16 protein-coding genes and 5 pseudogenes are annotated in these 23,042 nt (G+C 55.9%); 11 read left to right on the top strand and 10 right to left on the bottom strand.

The genetic code is table 11. The annotated features are described in order from the left end of the window. Positions 1-157 precede the first annotated feature (157 nt). Positions 158-727, top strand: a complete 570-nt coding sequence (locus tag ACR0IK_RS16460; protein WP_480642287.1) for a DJ-1/PfpI family protein — start codon at positions 158-160, stop codon at positions 725-727. A 131-nt stretch (positions 728-858) separates the two neighbouring features. On the opposite strand, the pseudogene ACR0IK_RS16455 reads toward ACR0IK_RS16460, so the two are convergent. After that, a pseudogene (locus ACR0IK_RS16455) lies at positions 859-1,306 on the bottom strand (DDE-type integrase/transposase/recombinase); the annotation flags it as partial. Between the two features lie 364 nt (positions 1,307-1,670). Between ACR0IK_RS16455 and ACR0IK_RS16450 the strand changes: the two are divergent. The 3 genes from ACR0IK_RS16450 to ACR0IK_RS16440 are packed head-to-tail and all read left to right on the top strand — an operon-like array spanning position 1,671 to position 6,356. After that, positions 1,671-2,153, top strand: a complete 483-nt coding sequence (locus tag ACR0IK_RS16450; RefSeq protein WP_480642286.1) for a calcium-binding protein — start codon at positions 1,671-1,673, stop codon at positions 2,151-2,153. Next, positions 2,071-3,195, top strand: coding sequence for an efflux RND transporter periplasmic adaptor subunit (locus ACR0IK_RS16445; RefSeq protein WP_480642284.1), 1,125 nt, complete (start codon positions 2,071-2,073; stop codon positions 3,193-3,195). The genes ACR0IK_RS16450 and ACR0IK_RS16445 overlap by 83 nt, the downstream gene beginning before the upstream one ends. 56 nt (positions 3,196-3,251) lie before the next feature. Then, a complete protein-coding gene (locus tag ACR0IK_RS16440) occupies positions 3,252-6,356 on the top strand; it encodes an efflux RND transporter permease subunit (RefSeq protein WP_480642282.1) in 3,105 nt (1,034 codons plus the stop codon). 122 nt (positions 6,357-6,478) lie between these two features. Here ACR0IK_RS16440 and ACR0IK_RS16435 read toward each other — a convergent pair. Further along, positions 6,479-7,166: pseudogene (locus ACR0IK_RS16435) on the bottom strand (IS6 family transposase). 48 nt (positions 7,167-7,214) lie between these two features. Further along, a complete protein-coding gene (locus ACR0IK_RS16430; RefSeq protein WP_480642280.1) occupies positions 7,215-8,159 on the bottom strand; it encodes a PDR/VanB family oxidoreductase in 945 nt (314 codons plus the stop codon). A gap of 187 nt (positions 8,160-8,346) precedes the next feature. Between ACR0IK_RS16430 and ACR0IK_RS16425 the strand changes: the two genes are divergently transcribed. The 6 genes from ACR0IK_RS16425 (at position 8,347) to ACR0IK_RS16400 (ending at position 14,567) form a co-directional block, all read left to right on the top strand. Further along, entirely contained in the window at positions 8,347-9,252 is a 906-nt protein-coding gene (locus ACR0IK_RS16425; RefSeq protein ID WP_480596094.1) for a LysR substrate-binding domain-containing protein, read from the top strand. 102 nt (positions 9,253-9,354) lie between these two features. Continuing rightward, positions 9,355-10,512 (top strand): aromatic ring-hydroxylating oxygenase subunit alpha, encoded by a 1,158-nt coding sequence (locus ACR0IK_RS16420; protein WP_480596090.1) that lies wholly within the window; start codon positions 9,355-9,357, stop codon positions 10,510-10,512. After that, positions 10,509-11,672: an aldehyde dehydrogenase family protein gene (locus ACR0IK_RS16415; RefSeq protein WP_480642278.1), complete on the top strand. Its 1,164-nt coding sequence runs from the start codon at positions 10,509-10,511 to the stop codon at positions 11,670-11,672. Before ACR0IK_RS16420 ends, ACR0IK_RS16415 begins: the two co-directional genes overlap by 4 nt. Continuing rightward, the gene (locus tag ACR0IK_RS16410) at positions 11,614-11,760 is read left to right on the top strand and encodes a hypothetical protein (RefSeq protein ID WP_480596149.1); all 147 of its coding nucleotides are present in this window, start codon (positions 11,614-11,616) and stop codon (positions 11,758-11,760) included. Before ACR0IK_RS16415 ends, ACR0IK_RS16410 begins: the two co-directional genes overlap by 59 nt. After that, complete coding sequence (locus tag ACR0IK_RS16405; RefSeq protein WP_480596082.1) at positions 11,742-11,981, top strand: hypothetical protein; 240 nt, start codon at positions 11,742-11,744, stop codon at positions 11,979-11,981. The genes ACR0IK_RS16410 and ACR0IK_RS16405 overlap by 19 nt, the downstream gene beginning before the upstream one ends. 165 nt (positions 11,982-12,146) lie before the next feature. Continuing rightward, the gene (locus ACR0IK_RS16400) at positions 12,147-14,567 is read left to right on the top strand and encodes a GcvT family protein (RefSeq protein ID WP_480642277.1); all 2,421 of its coding nucleotides are present in this window, start codon (positions 12,147-12,149) and stop codon (positions 14,565-14,567) included. A 48-nt stretch (positions 14,568-14,615) separates the two neighbouring features. On the opposite strand, the gene ACR0IK_RS16395 is transcribed toward ACR0IK_RS16400, so the two are convergent. From ACR0IK_RS16395 to ACR0IK_RS16370, 6 genes and pseudogenes are all read right to left on the bottom strand, one after another. Continuing rightward, positions 14,616-14,906, bottom strand: a complete 291-nt coding sequence (locus tag ACR0IK_RS16395; protein WP_480642276.1) for a hypothetical protein — start codon at positions 14,904-14,906, stop codon at positions 14,616-14,618. Positions 14,907-14,913: 7 nt separating this feature from the next. Then, a pseudogene (locus ACR0IK_RS16390) lies at positions 14,914-15,316 on the bottom strand (IS5 family transposase); the annotation flags it as partial. A 557-nt stretch (positions 15,317-15,873) separates the two neighbouring features. After that, positions 15,874-17,802, bottom strand: a complete 1,929-nt coding sequence (locus tag ACR0IK_RS16385; protein ID WP_480642274.1) for a lanthionine synthetase LanC family protein — start codon at positions 17,800-17,802, stop codon at positions 15,874-15,876. A 416-nt stretch (positions 17,803-18,218) separates the two neighbouring features. Then, a complete protein-coding gene (locus tag ACR0IK_RS16380; RefSeq protein ID WP_480642272.1) occupies positions 18,219-19,340 on the bottom strand; it encodes an aminoglycoside phosphotransferase family protein in 1,122 nt (373 codons plus the stop codon). Next, positions 19,310-19,837, bottom strand: coding sequence for a hypothetical protein (locus ACR0IK_RS16375; protein ID WP_480596065.1), 528 nt, complete (start codon positions 19,835-19,837; stop codon positions 19,310-19,312). The genes ACR0IK_RS16380 and ACR0IK_RS16375 overlap by 31 nt, the downstream gene beginning before the upstream one ends. Positions 19,838-20,373: 536 nt before the next feature. Next, a pseudogene (locus tag ACR0IK_RS16370) lies at positions 20,374-21,507 on the bottom strand (IS3 family transposase). A gap of 56 nt (positions 21,508-21,563) precedes the next feature. On the opposite strand from ACR0IK_RS16370, the pseudogene ACR0IK_RS16365 reads away from it, so the two are divergent. Then, a pseudogene (locus tag ACR0IK_RS16365) lies at positions 21,564-21,734 on the top strand (IS6 family transposase); the annotation flags it as partial. Between the two features lie 39 nt (positions 21,735-21,773). On the opposite strand, the gene ACR0IK_RS16360 reads toward ACR0IK_RS16365, so the two are convergent. Next, positions 21,774-23,033: an FCSD flavin-binding domain-containing protein gene (locus tag ACR0IK_RS16360; protein WP_480642271.1), complete on the bottom strand. Its 1,260-nt coding sequence runs from the start codon at positions 23,031-23,033 to the stop codon at positions 21,774-21,776. Positions 23,034-23,042: the final 9 nt, after the last annotated feature.

The following is a 23,042-nucleotide window of genomic DNA, read 5'->3' as shown; positions in this document are numbered from 1 at the left end:
CGACCTGCCTTCAAAAACAAAACTGCTTGAAGGCTGACCCGGTAAGATTGCTTAGGTCACAGGACCGAAGGATGTGGATGTTTGATGACTCAGCTACGTTGCATGTCCATAGTGTTCCCTATACGTTCCTTCCTGCGATTCAAAGGGGCACAGCAAAATGGTGAAAGTTGCGCTGATACTTACAGACGAGTTCGCTGACTGGGAGTACGCCTTGATAGGTGGTATCGGCGGTTCATTTTATGGGCTCAATGTGATGTACTTTTCTCCTACTCCAGGGCAATTGATCTTGATGGGCGGATTGACAGTTGTTGTCTCCAAAGGATTGAGCGATCTGGTCGATTGGCAACCGGATGTAGTGGCAGTCATTGGTGGCACCGTGTGGGATTCTGATACCGCGCCGGACATTTCGGACCTGCTTGTGGCTCAAAATGAAAAAGGCGTTCCAATAGGGGGGATTTGTGGTGGCACCCTAGCCCTGGCCAGATCTGGATTGCTGAACGAGAAGCCGCATACTTCAAACGATACCGAGTTTTTAGTCAAGAATGCCGAGGGATATGATGGCGTATCGCACTACGTTCAAAGTGCTTCGGCGGTCTCAGCAGATCGACTTATTACCGCTTCTGGAACAGCGCCTGTGAGTTTTGCTGCCGCGATCTTTGAAGCAGCCGGTGTTCCGCAAGAAACCGTTTCTCAGTTTATCGAATTGATTACGGCTGAGCACAATTGAATGCAGGCAGTCGCAACAATAGTATCGATAGCGGCCTCAACGAGGCCCAGGGTCAGGACTCGTTCTTGTTTCATAGCCAAAAAATGACAACTGCGGCGAGAGCGACGGCAGACAGGCGAAAGCGGGGGGGGGGGCCGGAACATGATGTTCCTCTGGTCGTGAGCGGAAAGGAACCTTTGGGCATGTCTCGGAGATTTGAAGCGACCCCTCAGCTTTTTGCGTTTTTGCGCTGGCCGGTGCGATCCTTCAGCCCGATTGTTCAACCCCGTGTGCGCCCGGTGGTCGACGCCCGGACATAGTTCTCTGATTGGCCTGACGTAGCTACGCAGTTTGTCGGTGACGAAGACACGCGGTTCGCCGAACCGGTCGGTCAGTTGTTTGAGAAAACGACTGGCGACCAATAAGTTTGATCCAATGCCGTACACTTTCCCGACTAACGGTCACGCCACGCCAAGCGAACAGATCCTCAACGTCAACCGTGCTGACTGCATACCGGTGATACGCCCAAACCGTACAGGCCATGATTTCGCGACGAAAGCGGAAGCCTTTCAGGCGAGGCATGGTCGTCGATCTCTTCATCCACATCGGTTAGTCCGGTCCACGGCGGGAAACAACTTGGCAATGCCAACCAGGTCATCCGCTTGGCTTCGACAGTAACCCCCTGCGGAAACTGGAGGAGAGATTAGTAAGCAAATTCCAAACCGACGGAATCGTCTAATCAGGGAACAACTGCACGGATTGCGTCGGACTGACAGGGTTGGTGACCGGGGCAACAGACCTTGGCTTCAACCCATTGCTGAACCCGGAAATCTTCACCGGACGTCAGCCCAATAACGGGTTCGACTATGCCAATTTCCTGCTTGGGTAACTGGGCGTTCTAAACGGCAACGGCGAGATCGGTACCTTTGGCTCGGATGCCCTGACCGGCACGCGCGACAAGGGCATGATCCCGGGCCGCGAGGGCGACGATTTTGTCAAAGGCGACCGGGGCGATGGTCGGATATCGGGCGGCAGCGGCAACGACCTGTTGAAAGGTGGGAGCGGAAAGGACTTGATTGCAGATGGCGCCGGGAAAAATCGGTCTTCCGGCGGGCGAGGCGACAACGTGTTCGAATATGCACAGTGGCTTGTGAAGGCGGGAAGTGGACGAGCCGAGGATAAAAAGTTTATTGCCTTTCTTAGTAAGGAATTTATGGGAAGGAAGTGCGTTGCAGAATTCCGCCTGATGGATTTCCATTCTGTGCCGCCTAGCTGGAACAATTGCCTACACGCGGCACAACCCCAGACGCCGCTCATATCACGACCATTTTTTTGGATAACAACACCGAACGGAGATGCGAAAAATGCTCAGAACCCGAGCCTTCCTGCTTATGTCATTGACTGCATTGCTTTCCGGTTTGGCATCATTGGCCACTGCGCAATCTAACAATCCTGTGCCGGTGACCGTTATAACGCTGGAAGCACAGGACGTGACCCTGTTTTCGGAATTGCCGGGCCGCGTTGCCGCGTTGGGTGTGGCAGAGGTCAGGCCACAGGTGTCCGGGATCGTTGTCGAGCGTCTGTTTCAGGAAGGCAGTACTGTTCAGGAAGGTGATGCGATGTATCGCATCGACGACGACGTCTATGACGCACAGGTCCAGCAGGCCACCGCAAGCGTTGCTCAGGCCGAGGCTCGGTTGACCGCTGCTGAAAAGGAAGAAAAGCGCGTGGCCGAGCTGTTGCTGCGCAACGTGGCCAGCCAACAGGCGGTTGACAGTGCCGTGGCAGAGCGCGACGCAGCCAAGGCCGCGTTGCTGGTGGCACAGGCTCAGTTGCAAACCGCAAAGATCGACCTGCAACACACAACGATCCGCGCGCCCCTTTCAGGCCGCGTAGGCCGTGCGCTGGCCACGCAAGGCGCGCTGGTGACCGCACAACAGGCTGAACCGCTGGCCGTGATCCGGCAGATCGATCGTGTCTATGTGGACGTTGCCGTTTCCACTCAGGATGTGTTGCGTTTCAATCGGGCCGTTGCATCGCAGACGGCAGCGTTGCAGATGATTGACCCGACGGTGACGGTGTCGTTGGCGGATGGATCGACCTTTGATCAGACCGGTACGGTCCTTGCGGCAGAGCCGCAGGTGGACCCGCAGACTGGTGTTTCGGTACTGCGGATTGAATTCCCGAACCCCAACCAGATTGTCCTGCCGGGCATGTATGTCACCGCGCATCTGCCGGTCGAAGTTTTGCGGGGCGCGGTGCTTGCACCGCAGCAGGGCGTCGCGCGCAACCGGCGCGGTCAGCCGACGGCGATGGTGGTAGACGACAACAACACCGTCGTCGAACGGATCCTTACGGTCCGGGGCACCGAGGGCAACAAATGGATCGTGACGGACGGACTTGAAGCCGGCGACCGCCTGATCGTTGCGGGGCTGCAAAAGATAGGGGTCGGCGCGACGGTTGCGCCAACCGAGGAACCGGAGTCCTGAACCGCGCTGACGGACTGCAGCGCTCAGCCTCCCGCAACCAGATGTGAAAGTTCCCTATGGCACGTTTCTTTATCGACCGACCTGTATTTGCATGGGTCATTTCCATCCTGCTGATGGGCATCGGCACTTTGGCTGTCTTCAACTTGCCGGTGGCGCAATATCCGCAAATCGCGCCACCCACGGTCGAGGTTAGCGCCTCCTACTCCGGCGCCTCGGCCCAGACCGTAAACAATACCGTAACTCAGGTGATCGAGGAACAGATGACCGGGCTCGACGGGCTACGATACATCAGCTCGTCTTCTACATCGACCGGGTCTTCCACGGTGACGCTGACCTTTGAAACCGGAACCGACCCGGACATTGCGCAGGTGCAGGTTCAGAACAAGCTGAGTCAGGCGACGCCGCTGCTGCCGGAAATCGTTCAACGTCAGGGTGTTGTCGTCGAAAAATCCTCGGGCGGGTTCCTTCTGGTTGCGGCGCTTGTTTCGACCGACGATCGCCTCGATGCTGTGGATTTGTCAGACTACATGGTATCGAACATGGTCGATGAATTCAGCCGCCTGGAGGGTGTCGGCAACGTTCAGGTCTTTGGTGCGCAATATGCGATGCGGATCTGGCTGAACCCAGAACAACTGGCCGCATTCGAGCTGACGCCCACGGATATCGTACAGGCCGTTTCGGAAGAAAACGCTCAGGTCTCGGCGGGGTCCTTCGGCGCTTTGCCTGCGGTCGAGGGGCAAGCCCTTAACGCCACGATCACAGCGCAGTCGCTGCTGTCGACGCCGGAAGACTTTGAACAGGTCGTGGTGCGCGCAGAAACCGACGGCGGGCTTGTTCTGCTGCGTGATGTGGCGCGGGTGGAGATAGGAGCCGAAAGCTATACCACATCCGCCTGGTTCAACGGCAAGCCCACCGCGGGTATGGCGATCCGGCTAGCCTCGGGTGCCAACGCACTCGATACAGCCGAGCGCGTGAAGCACAAGCTGGACGAAGTCTCCGCTTTTTTCCCGGACGGCGTAGAATATGTCGTACCTTACGACACCACCCCCTTTGTCGAGATCTCGATTGAAGAAGTCGTCCACACGCTGATCGAGGCGATCGTTCTGGTCTTCCTCGTCATGTTCCTATTTCTGCAGAGCTTGCGCGCAACGATTATTCCGACCCTCGCTGTGCCGGTCGTGTTGTTGGGGACATTCGCGATCATCTCGATCTTTGGGTTCACGATCAACACACTGACCATGCTTGCAATGGTTCTGGCCATCGGTCTGCTGGTGGATGACGCCATCGTCGTGGTCGAAAACGTCGAACGGATCATGGAGGAAGAGGGACTTTCCCCCTACGAGGCCACCAAGAAATCCATGGGTCAGATTACCGGTGCATTGGTCGGCATCGCCTTGGTGCTGTCGGCAGTGTTCATCCCGATGGCGTTCTTCGGTGGCTCCACCGGGGTAATTTACCAGCAATTCTCGATCACCATCGTCTCGGCCATGATGCTGTCAGTTGTGGTTGCGCTGACCTTGACACCCGCCCTGTGCGCGACGCTTTTGCGCAAACCCGACCATGACAAACGCGATCGCGGCCTGTTTGGATGGTTCAACCGCGGGTTCGACCGGTTGACAGAAAGCTATTCGTCACTGGTCGGATTCTCGATCCGACGTCCGCTGCGTGTGGGGCTTATCTATCTGCTGATCGGTGCCGCCATGGTATTTCTGTTTGCCCGCACGCCGACCGGGTTTTTGCCCGAAGAGGATCAGGGTATCCTTTTCACTCTGGTCCAGGGGCCGACGGGCTCTACCGCTGAGGCGACTGAGGGCGTGCTAGAACAAATTGAGCAGTATTATTTGGAGAATGAGACTGAAAACGTCGTTTCTGTCTTTACCGTGCGTGGCTTCAGCTTCGCCGGGCAGGGCCAAAACATGGGTATTGCGTTCATCAGCCTGAAGGATTGGGACGAACGAAATACCCCTGATCGAAGCGCTCAAGCCATTGCGGGTCGGGCCTTTGGAGCATTCTCGCAAATTCAGGAAGCGTTTGTGTTCCCCATTGTTCCCCCTGCGGTGATCGAACTTGGTAACGTCAGCGGCTTTGACTTTTATTTGCAGGCCCGTGACGGCCAAAGCCATGAAGAGCTGGTACAGGCGAGAAATCAACTGATGGGTCTTGCGGGGCAAAGTGAGAAAATTGCCTCGATCCGTCCCAACGGGCTTGAGGACGCGGCCCAGTTCAACATCAATCTGGACTGGCGCGCCGCAGGTGCAATGGGCCTCTCTGCGCAGGAAGTGGGTGAGCTTTTATCGGTGGCCTGGGCTGGGCGCTATGTGAACGACTTTCTGGACCGGGGCCGGATCAAACGCGTCTATGTTCAGGGGGATGCACCCTATCGCATGGTCCCCGAAGATATCGAGGCCTGGCGGGTCCGCAATGATTCAGGTGGTCTTGTGCCGCTGTCCAACTTTTCTTCCGCGAACTGGCAATTCGGTCCGCAGGGTCTGTACCGCTATAATGGTGTTTCGGCCATTCAGTTGCAGGGCAGCCCTGCGCCAGGGTTCACCACCGGTGAAGCCATGGCCGAGATTGAGGCGCTGGCGCAGCAATTGCCGCCGGGCTACCAGATCGCTTGGACGGGCCTGTCACTGGAGGAGCGGGAGTCCGGGGATCAGGCAGGGATGCTCTATGCCCTGTCACTTGCCGCCGTGTTCCTGTGTCTTGCGGCGCTCTACGAAAGCTGGACCATTCCTTTCGCCGTGATGCTGGCCATGCCGATCGGCGTGACCGGATCGCTGGTAGGGGCCTGGCTGGGTGGGTTCGAAAACGGCGTTTATTTCCAGGTCGCACTGCTGACGGTGATTGGTCTGACCGGCAAGAACGCGATCCTGATCGTTGAGTTCGCCCGCGACAAGGTCGTAGCCGGAGAACCCTTGTTGCAAGCCGTCAAGGACGCGGCGCATCAGCGGTTCAGGCCCATTCTGATGACCTCGATGGCGTTCTCTCTGGGTGTTCTGCCGTTGGTTCTGTCCTCGGGGGCAGGCGCCGGGGGACGAACGGCAATGGGATCGGGTGTGATGGGCGGCGTTATCTCGGCCACCGTGCTGGGCGTGGTCTTTGTGCCGGTCTTCTTCGTGATGATCTATCGCGTGGCCAGACGTGTCGCCATCGAATGAAAAAGCTACCCAGTTTTTTGGGCAGCGCCAATCGGCCACGACTGTCAGGGAGGCATTGCCAAGTTGTTTGGCAGCGGTTGAAAAGTGCCGAAGACGGCGCAGTCAGGTGGTCAACTCGAGGGCTAGCCATTCCAAAGATCGTGGGCACCCGATCCGGCGTGGTGGTACGAGTTGGCGGAAAGGCGATAGCGGCGGGGGCGAAACATGGTGTTCCTCTGGTCGTGAGCGGAATGGTACCTTTGAGCATGTCTCGGAGATTTGAAGCGGTCCATCAGCTTTTTGCGTTTTTGCGCCGGCCGGCGCGATCCTTCAGCCCGAGTGTTTGATCCCGTGTGCGCCGATGGTCGGCGCCCGGACATAGTTCTTTGATCGGCTTGACGTAACTGCGCAGTTTGTCGGTGACGATGACACGCAGATCGCCGAACCGGTCGGTCAGTCGTTTCAAAAACGTCAGGCGGCTTTCGCATTGCATTGCCTCTGCACCAGGATATCGAGCACGTTGTCATTGGCATCAACCGCCCACCAGATTCAAAATCTTTCACCGCCCATCGAGATGACAACCTTGTCCAGATGCCACTTGTCAGCAGCCGCAGGCCTGTCGCACCTGATGCAATCGGCGAAACGGCGGCCAACACGGTTGATCCAATGCCGGACACTTTCCCGACTAACGGTCACGCTGCGCTCGGCGAGCGGATCCTCGACTCCAACCGTTCTGAGTGCAAATCGGTGATACGCCCAAACCGCATAGGCGATGATTTCGCGACGAAAACTAAAGCCTTTCAGGCGAGGCATGATCGTCGGTCTCTTCATCCGCATCGGTTAGTCCAGTCTACAGCAGGGAGCAACTTGGCAATGCCGCTACAGCGCCAATACCAGACGGTCGGATTTTGCCCTTGATACACAGGTGCAGAGATAGCTGTTCGTAGACTGCTCCTCAGGGGTCAGAATGTCATCGCGATGATCCACTTCACCTTCAACAACATCGACCATGCACGACCCGCAGAGTCCTTCGGAGCAGCCGAAATCCACATGGACACCGTTGGCTTTGAGTACTTCGAGGATCGTTTCGTCCTGTGACACCGTGTAGACAACCCCAGTGGACTGAACCTCGATCTCAAAACTGTCATTGGGCGCGTGCTCGATATCCGAAACGGCAGCGAACCGTTCGAAGTGGATCGCACCACCGCGCAGGGCGGTGCCAGACTCCAACACGGCGTTCAGCATCGGCTCGGGGCCGCAGGTATAGACATCAGCACCCATCGGCATGGATTGCATCACCAGCGCCAGATCGAACGGACCATCGGTATCGTCGCAATGCAGGTGATACCATTCATCCAGACCCAGCGCGCGGAACTGATTGTCCATTGCGGCGTAGTCCCGAGAGCGTACAAGGTAGTAGACCCGAAAATCCTGCCCCCGGTTCAATAATTCGCGCGCCATTGCCACCAGCGGGGTTGCCCCGATCCCGCCAGCGATCAGAGTGACGTGGCGATCATGGCTTTCCAGTGGGAAATGATTGCGAGGACCGCCTACGGCAATCTCGGTACCCTCTTCCATGTCGTGCATGGCCCGCGAGCCGCCGCGACCATCATCCTCGCGTTTTACGGCAACGTTGATCATGCGCCCGTCCTGGCTCCAACTCCATAATGAGTATTGGCGCACCAGATCATCGCTCAGGTGAACATCCACATGGGCGCCGGGCTCAAGGCCAGTGAACCGACCTCCAAGGATTTCGAAGCAGAAATCTGATGTATCCGGGCTCAGTTCAGTTTTTCGGACAAGGCGAGCGACTTGTGTGTTCATCTGGTTTTCCATCACGTGTTTGTCGGTATGCCCTGCAGGTATCTAAACTCGTGTTCGGCGCCTGGTAATTCTGGGCGTGAAAACGGGCCGTGCCAAAGCTGCAGAAAAAAACATAGTTTTCAATTGCAAAATTTCTCATATTCGGTTGAAACGAGCTCAAGCTAAACTTCAACGCAACGTAGCCCCGATGTCACGACGCCATTACAACCTGCCCCCTCTTGCCACGCTGTCCGCCTTTGAAGCGGCGGCACGTCATCTGAGTTTTAAGGACGCTGCAAGCGAGTTATCCGTCACCCCAGGCGCCGTGAGCCATCAGATCAAGGCGCTGGAGACCGACCTGAGCGCGCGTTTGTTCATACGCAAGCATAGAGGTGTTGAACTTACCGAAGATGGCGCGGCTCTCTATGAGGTTCTGGGCACATCTTTCCTCAAAGTGTCAAAGGTTCTGGAACAAGTCCGCAGTGGTGATTCCGAAAACCACGCCACCGTGGGGTCGAGCACCGCAGTTGCCGCCTTATGGCTATCCCCGTCCGTTATCCGGTTCTGGCAGGAACATCCGCACGTGAAAGTGAATCAGATGGCGCAGGACACATCTTTTGCCGACCGCCCCGACCTAGATTTCTTTATCCGCTACGGGCAGGATCCAAATTCCTCATTGCCGCACACAAAACTCTATCGCGATACCCTGACACCGGTGTGCAGCCCCGAATTGGCCGCTAAGTTGAAGGGCGCCAGTCTCAGCGACCTGACAGAGCACCGCCTGATCCATCTGGAAACCAGGGACAATACCTGGACCACCTGGCCGGAATGGTTTCACGAACTTGGGTTTACCGGCAACATACCGGCGCAATCGCGGGTCAACAGTTACGCGCTGGCCCTGCAAGTGGCGCGCAAAGGGGCTGGCCTCGCGCTGGGGTGGAAGCGACTGATTCAACCGATGCTCAGCTCGGGAAAGTTAGTGGCGCTTGAGAAGTTCAGTATTCCAGCCCCAAACAATTTCTATCTGGTGGGGCGCGAGGATGAACAACTTCCCGAAGGTGCGCTGGCCCTAAAGAACTGGCTGCTAGACGAAGTTCAAGGCGGATCGGTTTAGCCAGTCTCACGTATCGGTTAGGTTTTTTGGTATTGAAGACGGACCTGTTGCGCTGCCAATGGGGAAGAAATCCAAAGCTACAGACACACTCAGGAGTGACCGATGAACAAGCATGCATCGCTTTCGTCCGTTCTAACCCCGGTAAACACAGCCAAGGGACTGCCGAACGAGCACTATATCGACCCCGCCGTTTTTGCCGAAGAACGGGAGTCGGTCTTGTTTGCCAACTGGTCCGGTATCGGTTTTGGCAAGGACATCCCCGAGGCAGGCGACGCGAAACCGGTCGACTTCCTGGGAATGCCCATCCTGATGGTCCGCGACCGCAATGGTGAGATCGGCGTGTTCCAGAACACCTGCCGTCACCGTGGTATGATCTTGGTCGACAAGCCTCAGAAAATCCGAGGCGCAATCCGCTGCCCTTATCACAGCTGGTGCTATGGCCTTAATGGCGAGCTGCGCACAGCGCCCCATGTAGGCGGCCCCGGCCAGAACACCCACGAAGATCTGGATTTTGCTGAACTGGGCCTAATGCGCATTCGGTCATACGTCTGGCGCGACGTAATTTTCGTAAATGTAGACGGTAACGCGCCCGAGTTCGAAGAGGTTCACGGCGAGTTGATGGAGCGCTGGAAAGAGTTCGAACAACCGATGCATCATGGCGGTGCCGGTGCCTCGGTGCATCTGGAACTGGACGCGAATTGGAAACTGGCTGTTGAGAACTTTTGTGAAAGCTACCATCTGCCGTGGGTTCACCCCGGTCTGAACAGCTATTCCCGTCTGGAAGATCACTACAACATCAACGAGTTGGGCAAATACTCTGGTCAGGGCACCTATGTGTATCGCCAGTTCGAAGGTCAGGATGGTGAGAAACTAAACGATTTCCAAGGTCTCAGCGAAAAGTGGAGGGAAGGCGCGGAATACATCGTCGTCTATCCGAACGTCATGCTGGGTGTTCAGCGCGACCACGGCTTTGCCTTTATCCTCGAGCCGGTAACACAGGAAAAGACCATCGAGCATATAGAGCTCTATTATGCTCAGAAACCAGAAGACGCGCCCCAGCACGAGGCACTGCGGGCCAAGAACTCGGCGCTGTGGAACACCGTGTTCCAGGAAGACGTGTTCGTTGTTGAGGGAATGCAAAAGGGCCGTCACGGCGTTCTATTCGACGGTGGCCGCTTCTCTCCTGCCATGGACGGTCCGACCCACTGCTTCCACCACTGGGTGGCGACTCAGGTCGAAAAAGGCCGCGCCGGAGCATGAGCGGCTTTCTGAACGACGGCCTGGCCAGAAACTATCTGGCCGGATCGTGTGTTGAATGCGAAAAGGACGCTGCCATTGCAATTGAATATTCCGGCAATCAGGATCATGTGGCGGGTTTCGCGCAGGCGAGCGAGGACACCCTGGCCCCAACGCTGGAAGCAGCGCGGTATGAATTCTCCGTAGCAACACAGTACTTCGAATACTACGGCGGCGTGACCGAAAAGATCGAAGGCAAATCGATCCCCTTGGGTCCAAACTATACCGACAATACATTTTTCGAACCCTACGGGGTGTCGGCACAGATCGTGCCGTGGAGCTTCCCGGTGTCCATTGCGGGCCGGTCGTCGGCACTATCAAAGGCGGCGGGCAATTCGACCATCACCAAAATTGCCGGAACTGAATCCGATCGGTCTGGCCACGCCGAGCGTGGCACTGGAGCGTGCAGAGGTGCCCGCAGGCACTGTGTCGGACCTAAATGGCATCCGCTGGGAACTGGACAAAAAGCTGGTGGCGAGTTCCCAGGTAGATCAGGTCGTTCTACCGCCGTGGATTCCACGGGTCAGCACATCCAGCGGTCGGCGGCCAATAACGTGATCCCGTCACTGATGGAGCTGGGTGGCAAATCCACCGCTGTCGCCCTGGACGAAGCTAATTTGGGCACGCTGATTTCTAGCCTGCAAAGCGGTATCTATTATAATGCCGGTCTGGTCTGCTCGGCCATGGCCCGGGGGATGGCGCATCGCTCTATCTATGACGTGTCGATCGAGCGCGCCGCAGACCTGGTCAATGGCTTAAGCGTCGGAAGTAGCATCCACCGTCCGTCAGGTCGGTGTCCGCTTCGCAGCGGGTGGCGCGCGTCTGAATCGCAACGGCTACATCATGGCTCCAATCAATCTAGCCGAAGTCGACCCCTCCAGCGGAGTGGTGCAAGAAGAGATCCTGGCCCCGTCAGCTGCTTTACCCCCATCGAGACCGAGGCCGAGGCCGAGGCTTTCACCACGGCCAACGGCACCGGGTACGGGCTGGTCGCAGGCATTTTTGCCCGCAATCTGTCGGGTGGCAAGCAAGCTGCGGGCCAGTCAGGTCTTTGTCAAAGATTGTATCGCAGTTGGCATCTCGACCCGGTTCGGGGGTGTGGGCAATTCGGGCTTCGGGCGTGAAAAAGGGCTTGAGGCACTTTATAACTACGTCCGCACCAAAAACATTGCGATTTCACTGAAAGGCAGACCATGGATCTGGACGAGCTAGATATACAATTGCTGCGGGCACATGCGGACTATGATGTGCCCGCGCTGATCCACCTGTACCAAGAAGCGGCAAATCAAGCTGAGCTGCGGCAGGACCACGATGCGGCCTGTTTCTACCTGACCCATGCCTTCGTCTTTGCGCTTGAATACGGCGCTCCCGAGGCGGATGAATTGAATCAAAAACTCGTTGCACGCGGTCGTGCGCATCGTCTGGAGTTTTGAGAAGGTCGCAGCGTCGTGCACCCGCACTCTGACGAATTGCTTTCGTTTTGATTTCCCCGATCCATGAGTTTAACCAACCTCACCCCACCTTGAATTTTGTGGACATTGCCGATGACGCCCGGATCGTGAAAGAAACCCACGACACAAAACGCGCGAGATAACAAAATGCGAACAGAAGCTCAGGCCGTGGTCATCGGTGGCGGTGTAATCGGGTGCTCAATTCTATATCACTTGACCAAGTTGGGGTGGTCGGATGTGGTTCTGCTTGAACGGGATGAGTTGACCTCAGGCTCAACCTGGCACGCGGCGGCGAACATCCACGGGCTGCATGACAGCACCAATATCAGCCGTATCCAGCATTACACGATGAACCTGTATAATGCGCTGGAAGAGGAAACAGGCCAAAGCTGTGGCGTGTTCCAGCCCGGCTCTCTGTACCTGGCCCAAACGGAAGAGCGTGAGCATCAGCTGAAGCTGCAGGCGGCCAAGGCCAAACTTTATGGCATGAACTTCTATGAGATCAGCATCGAAGAGGCGCAGCGCCTGAACCCACTGGTCAATTACGATGGCATTCGTTGCGTGATGTTCGAACCCGATGGCGGCAATGTCGACCCGTCGGGCGTGACCAACGCCTATGCCGTCGGCGCGCGCCAGCGCGGTGCCGAAATTCACCGCTTTACCCCTGTCACCGCAACCGAACAGCAGGACGACGGCCTCTGGATCGTCAAAACCCCCAAAGGCGACATCAAAACACCGTGGGTGGTGAACGCTGCTGGCCTGTGGGGCCGTGAAGTTGCGAAACTCGCCGGGATCGATCTGCCGCTGCAGCCGACCGAGCACCAGTACTTCGTGACCGAAGCGATGTCGGACGTTCAGGCCCACGGCACCCGCCTGCCCTCGGTCTCGGATCGCGATGGTGAATACTATCTGCGTCAGGAAGGCAACGGCCTGCTGGTCGGTGCTTATGAGAAGGACATGAAGTTTTGGGCCGAGGAAGGAACGCCGCTGGACTTTGCCCATGACCTGTTTCCCGACGATCTGGAGCGCATCGAAGAGAATATGATGAATGCCATCGAGCGCCTACCCGCTGTGGGAGAGGCCGGGATCAAGCGAGTCATCAACGGCCCGATGATTTGGTCACCAGATTCCAATGTTCTGATGGGACCGGTCCCTGAAGTTGACGGCTATTTCTGCTGTAACGGCATCATCCCAGGCTTCTCACAGTCCGGTGGCATGGGTCTGATGGCAGCGCAGTGGATCATCGAGGGCGAAACCGAATACGACATGTTCGCCTGGGACATGGCGCGGTTTGACCGCTGGGCCACAAAAGAATTCACCAAGGCCAAAGTACAGGATCAATACGCACACCGCTTTGCCATCCATTTTCCGAACGAAGAGCGCAGCGCAGGCCGTCCGGCCCGTGTGCGCCCGATCTACGAGACCCAAAAAGCGATGGGTGCCGTCTTTGGGCAGAACGTCGGCTGGGAACATCCGCTGTGGTTTGCAGACAATCCCGGCATTGTGGACACCAACGGCTTTACCCGTCAGAACTGGTGGGGACCTGTGGGCGAGGAATGCAGGATGCTGCGCGACCGCGCCGGCATCATCGATATCTCGAACTTTGCCAAATATAGCTGCAAGGGCCCGGGTGCCGCAGACTGGCTGAACGCCGTCTTCGCCAACAACATGCCCAGGGCGGTGGGTCGTTCCTGCTTGACCCCGCTGATCTCGAAACGTGGTGGTATCGCAGGTGACTTCACCGTCACCCGCTTGGCCGAGGATGAGTTCTGGATCATCGGCTCGGGCATGGCCGAACGCTATCACAAGCGGTTCTTCAAACAGGTTCCTCTGCCCGAAGGCACAACCTTCGAAAGCATGACCGAAGCCATGTGCGGGTTCAACGTCGCCGGTCCCAAATCGCGCAAAATCCTGCAACAGCTGACCGACGCATCGCTGGCAACCGAGGATTTCCCGTTCATGCGCTCGGCCATGATCGAACTGGCGGGTGTTGAGGTTCTGGCGCTGCGCGTGTCCTTCACCGGCGATCTGGGGTGGGAACTGCACTGCCCGACCGAAAACCAGGCGCGCCTGTATGATGCGCTGATCGAGGCGGGCAAAGAGTTCGGAGCGGGCCCCGTCGGCAGCCGCGCGCTGATGTCTATGCGCGTCGAAAAGGGCTATGGTTCGTGGAGCCGCGAATACAGTCCGGAATACTGGCCACACGAAGTCAGCTTGGACCGTTTGTGCAAGTTCGACAAGGATTTTCTGAATAAAAACGCCGCGCAGAAGGTTCTGGAAAACTTGGCGCGTGAACAACTGGTTCTTTTGCGTCTGGACGAGGCCGGCGTGACCGCCTCCAACGCCGATGCAACCGGTGGCGAGCCAATCTTCAAGGATGGCGAAGGCATTGGGCGTGTGACCTCCGGCACTTATGGCTATACTGTCGGCATGTCGCTGGCCTTGGGGTTCGTCAAAAATGCTCAGCCAGGGGATGAGGTTGAGGTCATGGTACTCGGGCGCCCACACAAGGCGGTCATCCTGCACGAGCCGCCCTTTGATGCAGCGGGTAAAGTGCTGCGGGGCTAACCCAATCCCAATGAAGAACGTGCCAGCCGGATCGGCTGGCGCGTTTTATTAGTACGTAGAGCCTTTTTCTGTGGCGCGATTGAACGCCTGACCCAGCTCGTCTACCACGTTATCGACATCTTCCGTCGACAGGCGCATCCGCCGCACCATACGCAAGCGGCATTTACAGGCGTCCGATTTCGACAGGATGATCCCGCTTTCACGCGTGGCCGCGAAAATGGCAGCGTTGCTCTGCGGGTCTGGCTTTGTGATCTTGCGGTCCGTGACCACCTCAAAGGCCAGCATCCGACCGAGCACAGCGGAAAGCCGTTTCTGATGCACTGGCCCCAGCACAATCACCAACTTAGCCGGCAGAGATGAAGAACCGAATTGGGCGTCCAACGCTGTCAGTAATGGCGTGAAGCTTTGTGTTCATTCCACCCTTGATCCTACCGATCAGACTGCCACGCATCACCTTTTTCACCCGCAGGCTTGAGGCAGTGCGGTGCACTTTGAGGTATGTTGCGTCGATCATGATCGTCTTGTGATCCGTATCTTCAGCAGCCAATCCTTCCATGATCCGAGCGAACACACCCATGTTGCTCCACCGCTTCCATCGGTTGTACAGCGTCTTTGGCGGTCCATATTCGCGAGGTGCTTCGGACACCGCAACCCATTGCGGTTTATGAAGATAATCCCGCTCAAAGCACGCTGGTCGTTAACCCTTGGCTTGCATGGCTCTTCGGAAAGTAAGGCTGAAGACGCCACATTTATTCGTCAGTCAGACAGAATAGATGGCTCAGTGCACACCCCTGAAATTCAGGGCGTGACTCACGCAGTCGAGATCACGGCAACCATTTTAATGGGTCCACATCCTAGTTTCCATTTTTTAGCGGCTAATGATGGATGGTAGGTTTCAGAAAGAGGAGTACGGCACGGGGTTTTAAGAAGAGCATATTAACTTCGAAAATAGTAAAATTTCAAAACTTGGACTAATCATTGGGTTTCTCTAACCCAATCTCTTTGACACATTCGGCCAAAAATGTTCATCGACTAGAAACTGCTTGATATTGCCTGCTTGTCAAATCCTAATTGGGAGAAGGTGGTGCCTTGCCTCTCAGGAAGCCGTTTCGCGTGTGCAGTCACTCCAAAGGCTGAAGGGCGTGACGGTATGATTTGGCGTAGAAACGATGCAAAAGAATGCTGCGTCAGAAATATCTGCAATTGCACAAATACGCTTTGTGCGACAACCGTGAGATCAACATTCTCGGTTTTTTTCAAGCGCACTGAATGTGCCGGTCCGGGGAAGTTGCATCGCAGCGCCTGCTCACTCAGCCAAAGGCAGCTCAGGGCCGACCACAAATATCGGATGCTTGGTATTGAATCGGCCGAGGCCCAAAATATCAGGCACGGTGTGCGTCATTCGACGAAGCGCAAAAACGCCGATTCCGGTCAATCCTAGCATTAATCCAGGACCCATAGAGGTAATGCCGTTAGTAGGCTTCCCTTTCTCCGCAGCGTCCAAGTGCTTTGACAAGACTAGATGAGTACGACGCAAGATGTCGTCACTCTCCGGCAGTACTATTCCCAATCTTGCTGACAGCGACATCAAGATATCAACGTTACCGCAAATGCCATGACACAATGAAGTATCCGCCTGCGTTCCTCGCGCAAGCATTTCCAAGACTGAAACGCGGATCGTTTCAAACGCCGCAGCAGCGTGCTTGCCGTAGATGGCATTGCCCGTTATCTCCTGCGCCTCGACACGAGCGAGCGCAATTCCGGGTGCACCGTGGCACCAAAAACATGAAAAGGCGTGGGGAACACCCGTTGGCGAACGACGACGTGAAATCCCCCGATAATCCGGCCAGTTCAGCTTAGCCCGGTCAAAGTGGGCTTGCTCAAAACGGAGCGCGTCGATGCCTGCCTTTCTAAATTCATCGATTCCCGTCGCTGCGAACACTCTTAAAAGCGCCAGAGCTATTCCGGAGGAACCGTGCGACAGGCCGGTCAGTGGTAGCTCCTCCGGGTCGGCCTTCGATGTCCAGAACAGTCCATCGCGGCCGGCCTGCGCCTGTGAGATCAAGTGCCGACCAAAATTGGTCGCGCCTGCCAGCAGAGTTGGACGGGAACCCAGCGCTGCAACGGACAACAAACCTATAATCGTTCCCGCGACGCCGGACATCACATCAGCTTCGCCGCCTTCGACAGGAATGTGGGCAAGTTCTTCCGCCAGTTGGACTGCGTGCTTGCGCAGGTGCTGTTCCTCAAGCAAGGTGCCGATGCGCAGACAGGCCAATATGATCCCGGCAAACCCCGAATACAGGCCAAGACGGTCAGTTCCCTCTATGGAATTGATCCGGGCAAGCGTCTGGTGCGAAGCCGCGCGCGCTGTATCAGCGGCCAATTTATCCCCAGAAAGTGCGGCAAACTCCGATAGAAACCACGCTATGCCCGAGGTCCCTGAATAGAGATTGGGTCCAAGGGTGCGCAGTACCCGACCCTTTCCATCACTACCATGCATCGATGAGTTGGCAGCTTCGTATCCTGTCCAAGTACAGCGTTCCCCGTGGCAATGCTTGGTTGCAGTGAGCATTGCGGAAACGCGCTCGGCCAACAGCATCCAGTCGGCACAGCCCGGCGATCGGGCTCCATTGGTACGAGACCGAGTGAGTGGGCTCGACTCGACCAGCCAACCGGGGTTCGGCACACCCGGTGAATCAGCGCCCAAATAGGGGTTGCTAAGCCTCAATCCAGCATCGTCGAACCGCGAAACGATCTTGTCCAAACGGCCGGACTTGCTCGTGATACCGGCCTCATGTGCGGTCACCAATGCTTCGGCTATCAACTTGCAACGGTGAAGGCCGAAACTCTCGCCTCCACCGGGATCCTCTGCCAGCGATACGCCTCGACCGATGGCTAATGTCATTGCGGGTACCGGCCCGTAAAGATGTGGCATCAAATCCAAGTAAACCGAAGTCAGACGGTCGATTGCATCCGCAGCTGTTGCACTCTCAAGATACAGAACGGCACTATCGCATCGGTCATACCCTTCTGCGTTGTTTGCAACCTTTAACTGGAACGCGATACCGGCATCATTGAGTATACCAGTTACGCCAGCCATCAGAGCAGCGGCACCCGACTGCGCAACATTCCAGTAGCAACGCAGCAATTTAGTGCCCTCCCTCGGTTCAAGATCACCTGAAGCCAAGTAGAACCCCGGCGAAATGCCGAAATACTCTTTCGGGAACAACACTCGGGTCTCTTCGCTGTCGCCATTCGACCTGCATGACGATGCTGGCGCCCATATCGACAGCCCATTTCGCCTGACAAGACTTAGGTCATCTGTTTGGCGCTCTGTTTGCCACCCCCCTCGCCAGCAGCCGATTCCTTGATTGGCCTGCGACAGACTCTTTACGAATTCGGTCAATCCAACGTCCAAGCTGCCGCCATGCCTTGTCGATGTTGGCGCTGCATGACCACGTATATAGAAATCTGAGTAGAGGCGGTGCTGGACCGAACTGACCAAAAACGATCTGAGAGTGTCCGCCCCCACTGTCTCTCGGAGGTGCTTGGGTAAACCAGGAGATCGACGCCCGAACCAACTGTACCTGTAGTTCGCGTTGATCCGAAGCGCCGCAAGCAAGTCGTTGAGCTGCTGTCGATGAAGGCTCATGCGACTACACTTTGGTCAACTTGCAGATTTAGGATGTGGACGGCTGCTTCCTCCGGACGTTCGAGCATGTTTTGCGAAAGCTGCAGAAAGCAAATGATGTTCGAACTGATTTGCGACTGACCTTGGAGCTGCTCGTAGGCGAACTGAACCAGGATTGCTGCTGCATAGCGTACGATTTTTATCCGCGCTGCCGAAGCATCGACGATCCAGCGGCGACTTCGGTGCAAATACGCCGCACAAAAGGCTGACATGGATGGCTGCAGCGCCTCCAGTGGAAAACGCGCGCTGGCAAGCAGTTCTTCTGTTGGCGCCTCTCCGGCAACCGGAATGGAGTTGAGCCAAAAACGCAGGTGCTCGGCAACTATAGATGCGACATCCCAAAAGGGATCGCCGGCTTGGAACGTCTCCCAGTCAATCATTCTTAGCTGATGGGCAGAGCCAGACTCATTCTTCAGGACTATGAAGTTGTCCCATTTCAGATCGCCGTGGATCGGGCTATCTGCGCGCCAAGACGACAACATTTCGCGAAAGCTATCCGCAAAAACATCGTATTGTTGCAGGATAGTAAGAAGCTCGAGGTTTGCGGAGCAAATTTGCGAGTACATATCCAGCCGCGGCTGTGTCAGAGAAAACACCCAAGGCGGATCCGTTCGAACACTTTCCGGCACAGTAGAAGCATGCAGGTCCGCCAGAACTGACGCGACAAACCGTGCGATCCAGAGTGGGAAACGACGGCGCCTGGAAGTTTGAAATGCGGCGAGTGATTCTGCATCTTCGAAGAATTCCAATACCAGAATATCGTTGAACTCATCGTAGAAATGGCAATTGGGCACCTTATCAGAAACTCGGGTTTTGCCGCCGCCTGCGCCAAGCCAGTCGTAGAAGCGCGCCTCGGCCATGACTGTACTGAACCTATCCATTCGCTTGCCCTGCTTCAGGAAAAAGCCCCGCCCGGTCCCGAGAGAAAGGGCGAAATTCGAGTTGCGTCGTGATATGTCCAACACTGCCAGATCGTCATGGACGATCTGCTCATTTGTCAAAATCCCTCTTTCGAGAAGGTAAGGGATCACGCATTCCGGAGATAGCACTAGCAGCAGGCCGACAAGTTCGTTGGGCACAGGCCTTGGCTATTGTTTGGATTCGGGCATGCATTGTCGGTAGCCGTCGAAACGATCACAATAATCGTATTTGTTATAGTAATCGTAAGAATGGTTATTATGATTGTGGGATGGATGGCCGTGCCACCATCTCCTCCGATGGTGAAGCTCGACGCCACTCGTCCCATATGATCACGAGAAATCTGACCGCTGAGAAAGCCGGTCTGCGCTTGGGACGGAGTGAGCCGAGTGTGCGGCAGTTTGGCCTCGCTCTTCACCCAGAGGATACTCCCGCCAAGAGGCGCGATACGCTCGTCGATCTTTTTGCTTAGAATTATGTCATCTTCGTTGATTTCAAGGTAAGAGGTAAAAGTTGGATCCTGATACAACCTCCAGTTCCGACCCTTTATTCCCTTTCCTAGCCAGCCTGCAACCATTCGCGTTCCAGGCACATTCTCTGGATCAGAAATGACGAGTTTTGTGATTTCGTCCACGTCAATTTTTTTTGGGGCAGCCATAACAATTTTCCTTCGCGTCTCCAGTTCAAATACTTAGAAAAGTGAAAACCTAAGCCTAAGGTTCTCCAGAAAATCAAATCACGATCCCCTTCTCTGAAACTCGACGGGGACCCATTAATCATAGCACAAATCAGGTCACGACGGCTTCATAGCGCCGACGCCCGGCGGAAACGTGCCGATAGAGAACACCGTCCAGGGGCATCGATCTCAAATCAGATTAACGCGTTGCCGAAGAAATCCATGAGGCTATCCGGTATTATTGGAACCGATTTGGTTCGAGGCTCGTAACAAAAACTCTAGTGAGAAGGGCTGATCCACAGCAGGATTTCAAGCAACGAGACATCGCCTTCATCATACCCAACGGAAGTTGTTTGCCGGGTTCTTCCGTTGAGGTCTAAGCCGCGTTGGTCCATTTCTGTGCGCGATCTGTGAGATTGTCCAGCCTCCTATTTTGCTGTCGCAGCGAATGGCGGATTGACGGGCTACACTACAGTGATCAGAGTGAGCGGCCTCAACTGACTGGTCCAAGTTGGAAGTTAGTGCATGGTTGGCCTGTGATCCATCGGTGTGATGGTTTCGGCGGCTGGTGGGCGATAGCCCAGTGAACTTTGTGGGCGTTTTGTATTTTAGAGTCTCCTACATTGTTCGATCAGAATTTGAGCTTCGCTTGGGCTGTGGAAGACCTCACCGTTGAGCAGCTCGTCCCTGAACCTGCCATTGACGCTTTCGCCGTATCCGTTCTCCCACGGGCTTCCAGGTTCAACGTAAGTTGTCTTGGCGCCAACGGCGGCGATCCAGTCTCGGACAGCCTGGGCGACAAATTCCGGCCCATTGTCAGATCGGATAACCTGGGTGCGCCGCGAAGTATGAACAGGTCTGTCAGGACGTCGATCACGTCGGTTGAGTTCAGCTTCTGTTTCGCCCTGATCGCCAAGCATTCCCGACTGTGCTCATCAAGGATGTTCAGGGGATGGAAGGCTTTGCCTTCATTGGATCGGCAATGGACGAAATCGTAGCTTCAGACATGGTTGCGATGCCCTGGACGAAGCCGGATACACGATCCGTCATTTAGGTGAGCCTGCGAACGCCGACCTTTCCTCGGTTGTTTCATTGCACTTTCAGCCCCTCTCGGCAGCGCAGCGATCCTTCGACAGCCATATCGGCCGTATTGACGGGCCAGCTCGATCAGGGCGGCCACCGGTCGGTCTTCGCCTGCGCGACCTTGTGGGACGTTCCGTTGCGTGGACCGATTTTGTCCCAGCACGCGGCAGGCGCGTCTCTCGGAAACGTTCAGTTTGTTGCGTACATGGTTGATACAAACACGACGACGAGCGGGGCCAAGTAGGGCCGCACATTCAGGCCTGAAAATCAACCTCTGGATGGTTTTCTTTTCGGCCTTCATCCTGCGTGGCTTCCGTCAGGATCAGTTTGTCTGACGTCAGATCTGAAACCGCACGTCGCGGTCTCTCGTTCTCCTTTTGAAGCCGCTTCAGTTTTTTCAACTGGTCCACGCCCATTCCGCCGTACTTCTTCCGCCCGCAAAAACAGGTTTGTTCGACAACGCCAACCTGCCTGATCGTATCAAAACGGGACATGCCTTGCCCCATCAGAACTTCAACCTGCCATAACTTCGAGGCAATCTCTTCGGGCTTCGGTCGCTTGTTGGCCATCCTTGGTCCTCCGTTCTCCAAACATAACGGTGGACCAGTTCAGTTGGGGAGGCTCACGGTTCATCAAACGTCGGATCAGGCCCATGCCGGGTTACAAGTCTTTCGATTCAGCTGCATTTGTCCTTGCCGGTATCGAACTGGCACGCGTGATCCGCAAAGGTCAATTCACTCCTGGCCGCTCGACATTTCAGCAGTTTGCTCAACTGGCGGAGTATACTGCCAAATAGTTTTGTCTATTCTGCTCTGAAGAAATTATGCGACTTAACCTATTCAAACATATCTGCAGATATGGCGCCGTACCAATTCTCAGATTCTTCGTATGTTGATTTGCGTAGAATAGCGTCTTCGCCGACTTGACTGATAAAACCGTCAACGCGTGCTATTTTCTCTTCGGTCGCCTCATAGGTCGCACCGACTTTGACACCGTCACTGACCGCGATCAATGACCAACATGTGTTTGCGTATCTTGGCGGGAATATCCGTGACCCGGTCAGCGCACCGCGGACGGCATTTGCGCAGACCTTGGCTTGCGAATTGGCCGAAAAACCGGATTTTGGCATGTCACCCTGTTCACTTGCGTCGCCCAGAACATAAACATCCGGGTCAGCTTTTGAGGACATGTCAGCCGAGTTCACCGGAGCCCACCGGTCATCCGTAACGCCTGCGAGTACAGCAATGCGTCCGGCTTTCATAGCAGGAATGACGTTGCAAACGTCAACGGTCATTTCATCGCCGTCAATTGTCAGGGTCATCCGGCCCGGGTTGACCGAGACTTCCCCACCGCCAAATTCTTCGCCGATCCAGTCAATCATGCCAGGATAGTGCGTGGCCCAGCCGTCCTCGAATAGCGCCATTTTAGAGAATTTTGGCTTCGGGTCAGCAATGATAATTTTGGCGGTTGGGTTGGTATTCTTCAAAACATGGGCGACCATTGAAATTCGCTCGTAAGGACCCGGTGGGCAGCGATAGGGGTTTGGAGGCGCGACCATCGCATACACGCCACCTTCAGGCATGGCATCAATTTGCGCGCGCAACAGCTGGGACTGAGACCCCGCTTCATATGCGTGGGGCATTTTGTTCTGCGCAGATAGATCCCAGCCTTTGACAGACCCTTCAACGAAATCAATACCTGGCGCCAGTATCAACTTGTCATAGGGCAGCGCCTGCCCCCCCGCCAAAGTTACAGTTTTACCGACCCGATCAACCGCGATGGCCCAGTCATGGATGACATTGATACCGTACTTTGCGGCAAGCGCACCGTAGGTGTGCCCTATATCCTCGATCGTTTTCAGGCCACCAATATAAAGATTGGAGAAGAAGCAGCTGAAATAAACCTGTGACGGCTCGACTAGGGTTACATTAATTGCACCATCGCTATCCTTGGCAATGTAGCGGGCTGCCGTGGCCCCGCCGGCCCCGCCACCTACTACGACGACCCGGGGTTTTCCGCGGCTTTCCGCCAGAACTGCGGGTGCAGACAAAGCTCCTGTCACGGCACCCATAAACTTGCGTCTATTCCACGTCATCTGAACCCC

The organism is Ruegeria sp. BF7 (genome assembly GCF_056538605.1).
The sequence above is the reverse complement of the archived record's forward strand: the minus strand, read 5'-3'. Positions and strand labels throughout refer to the sequence as shown.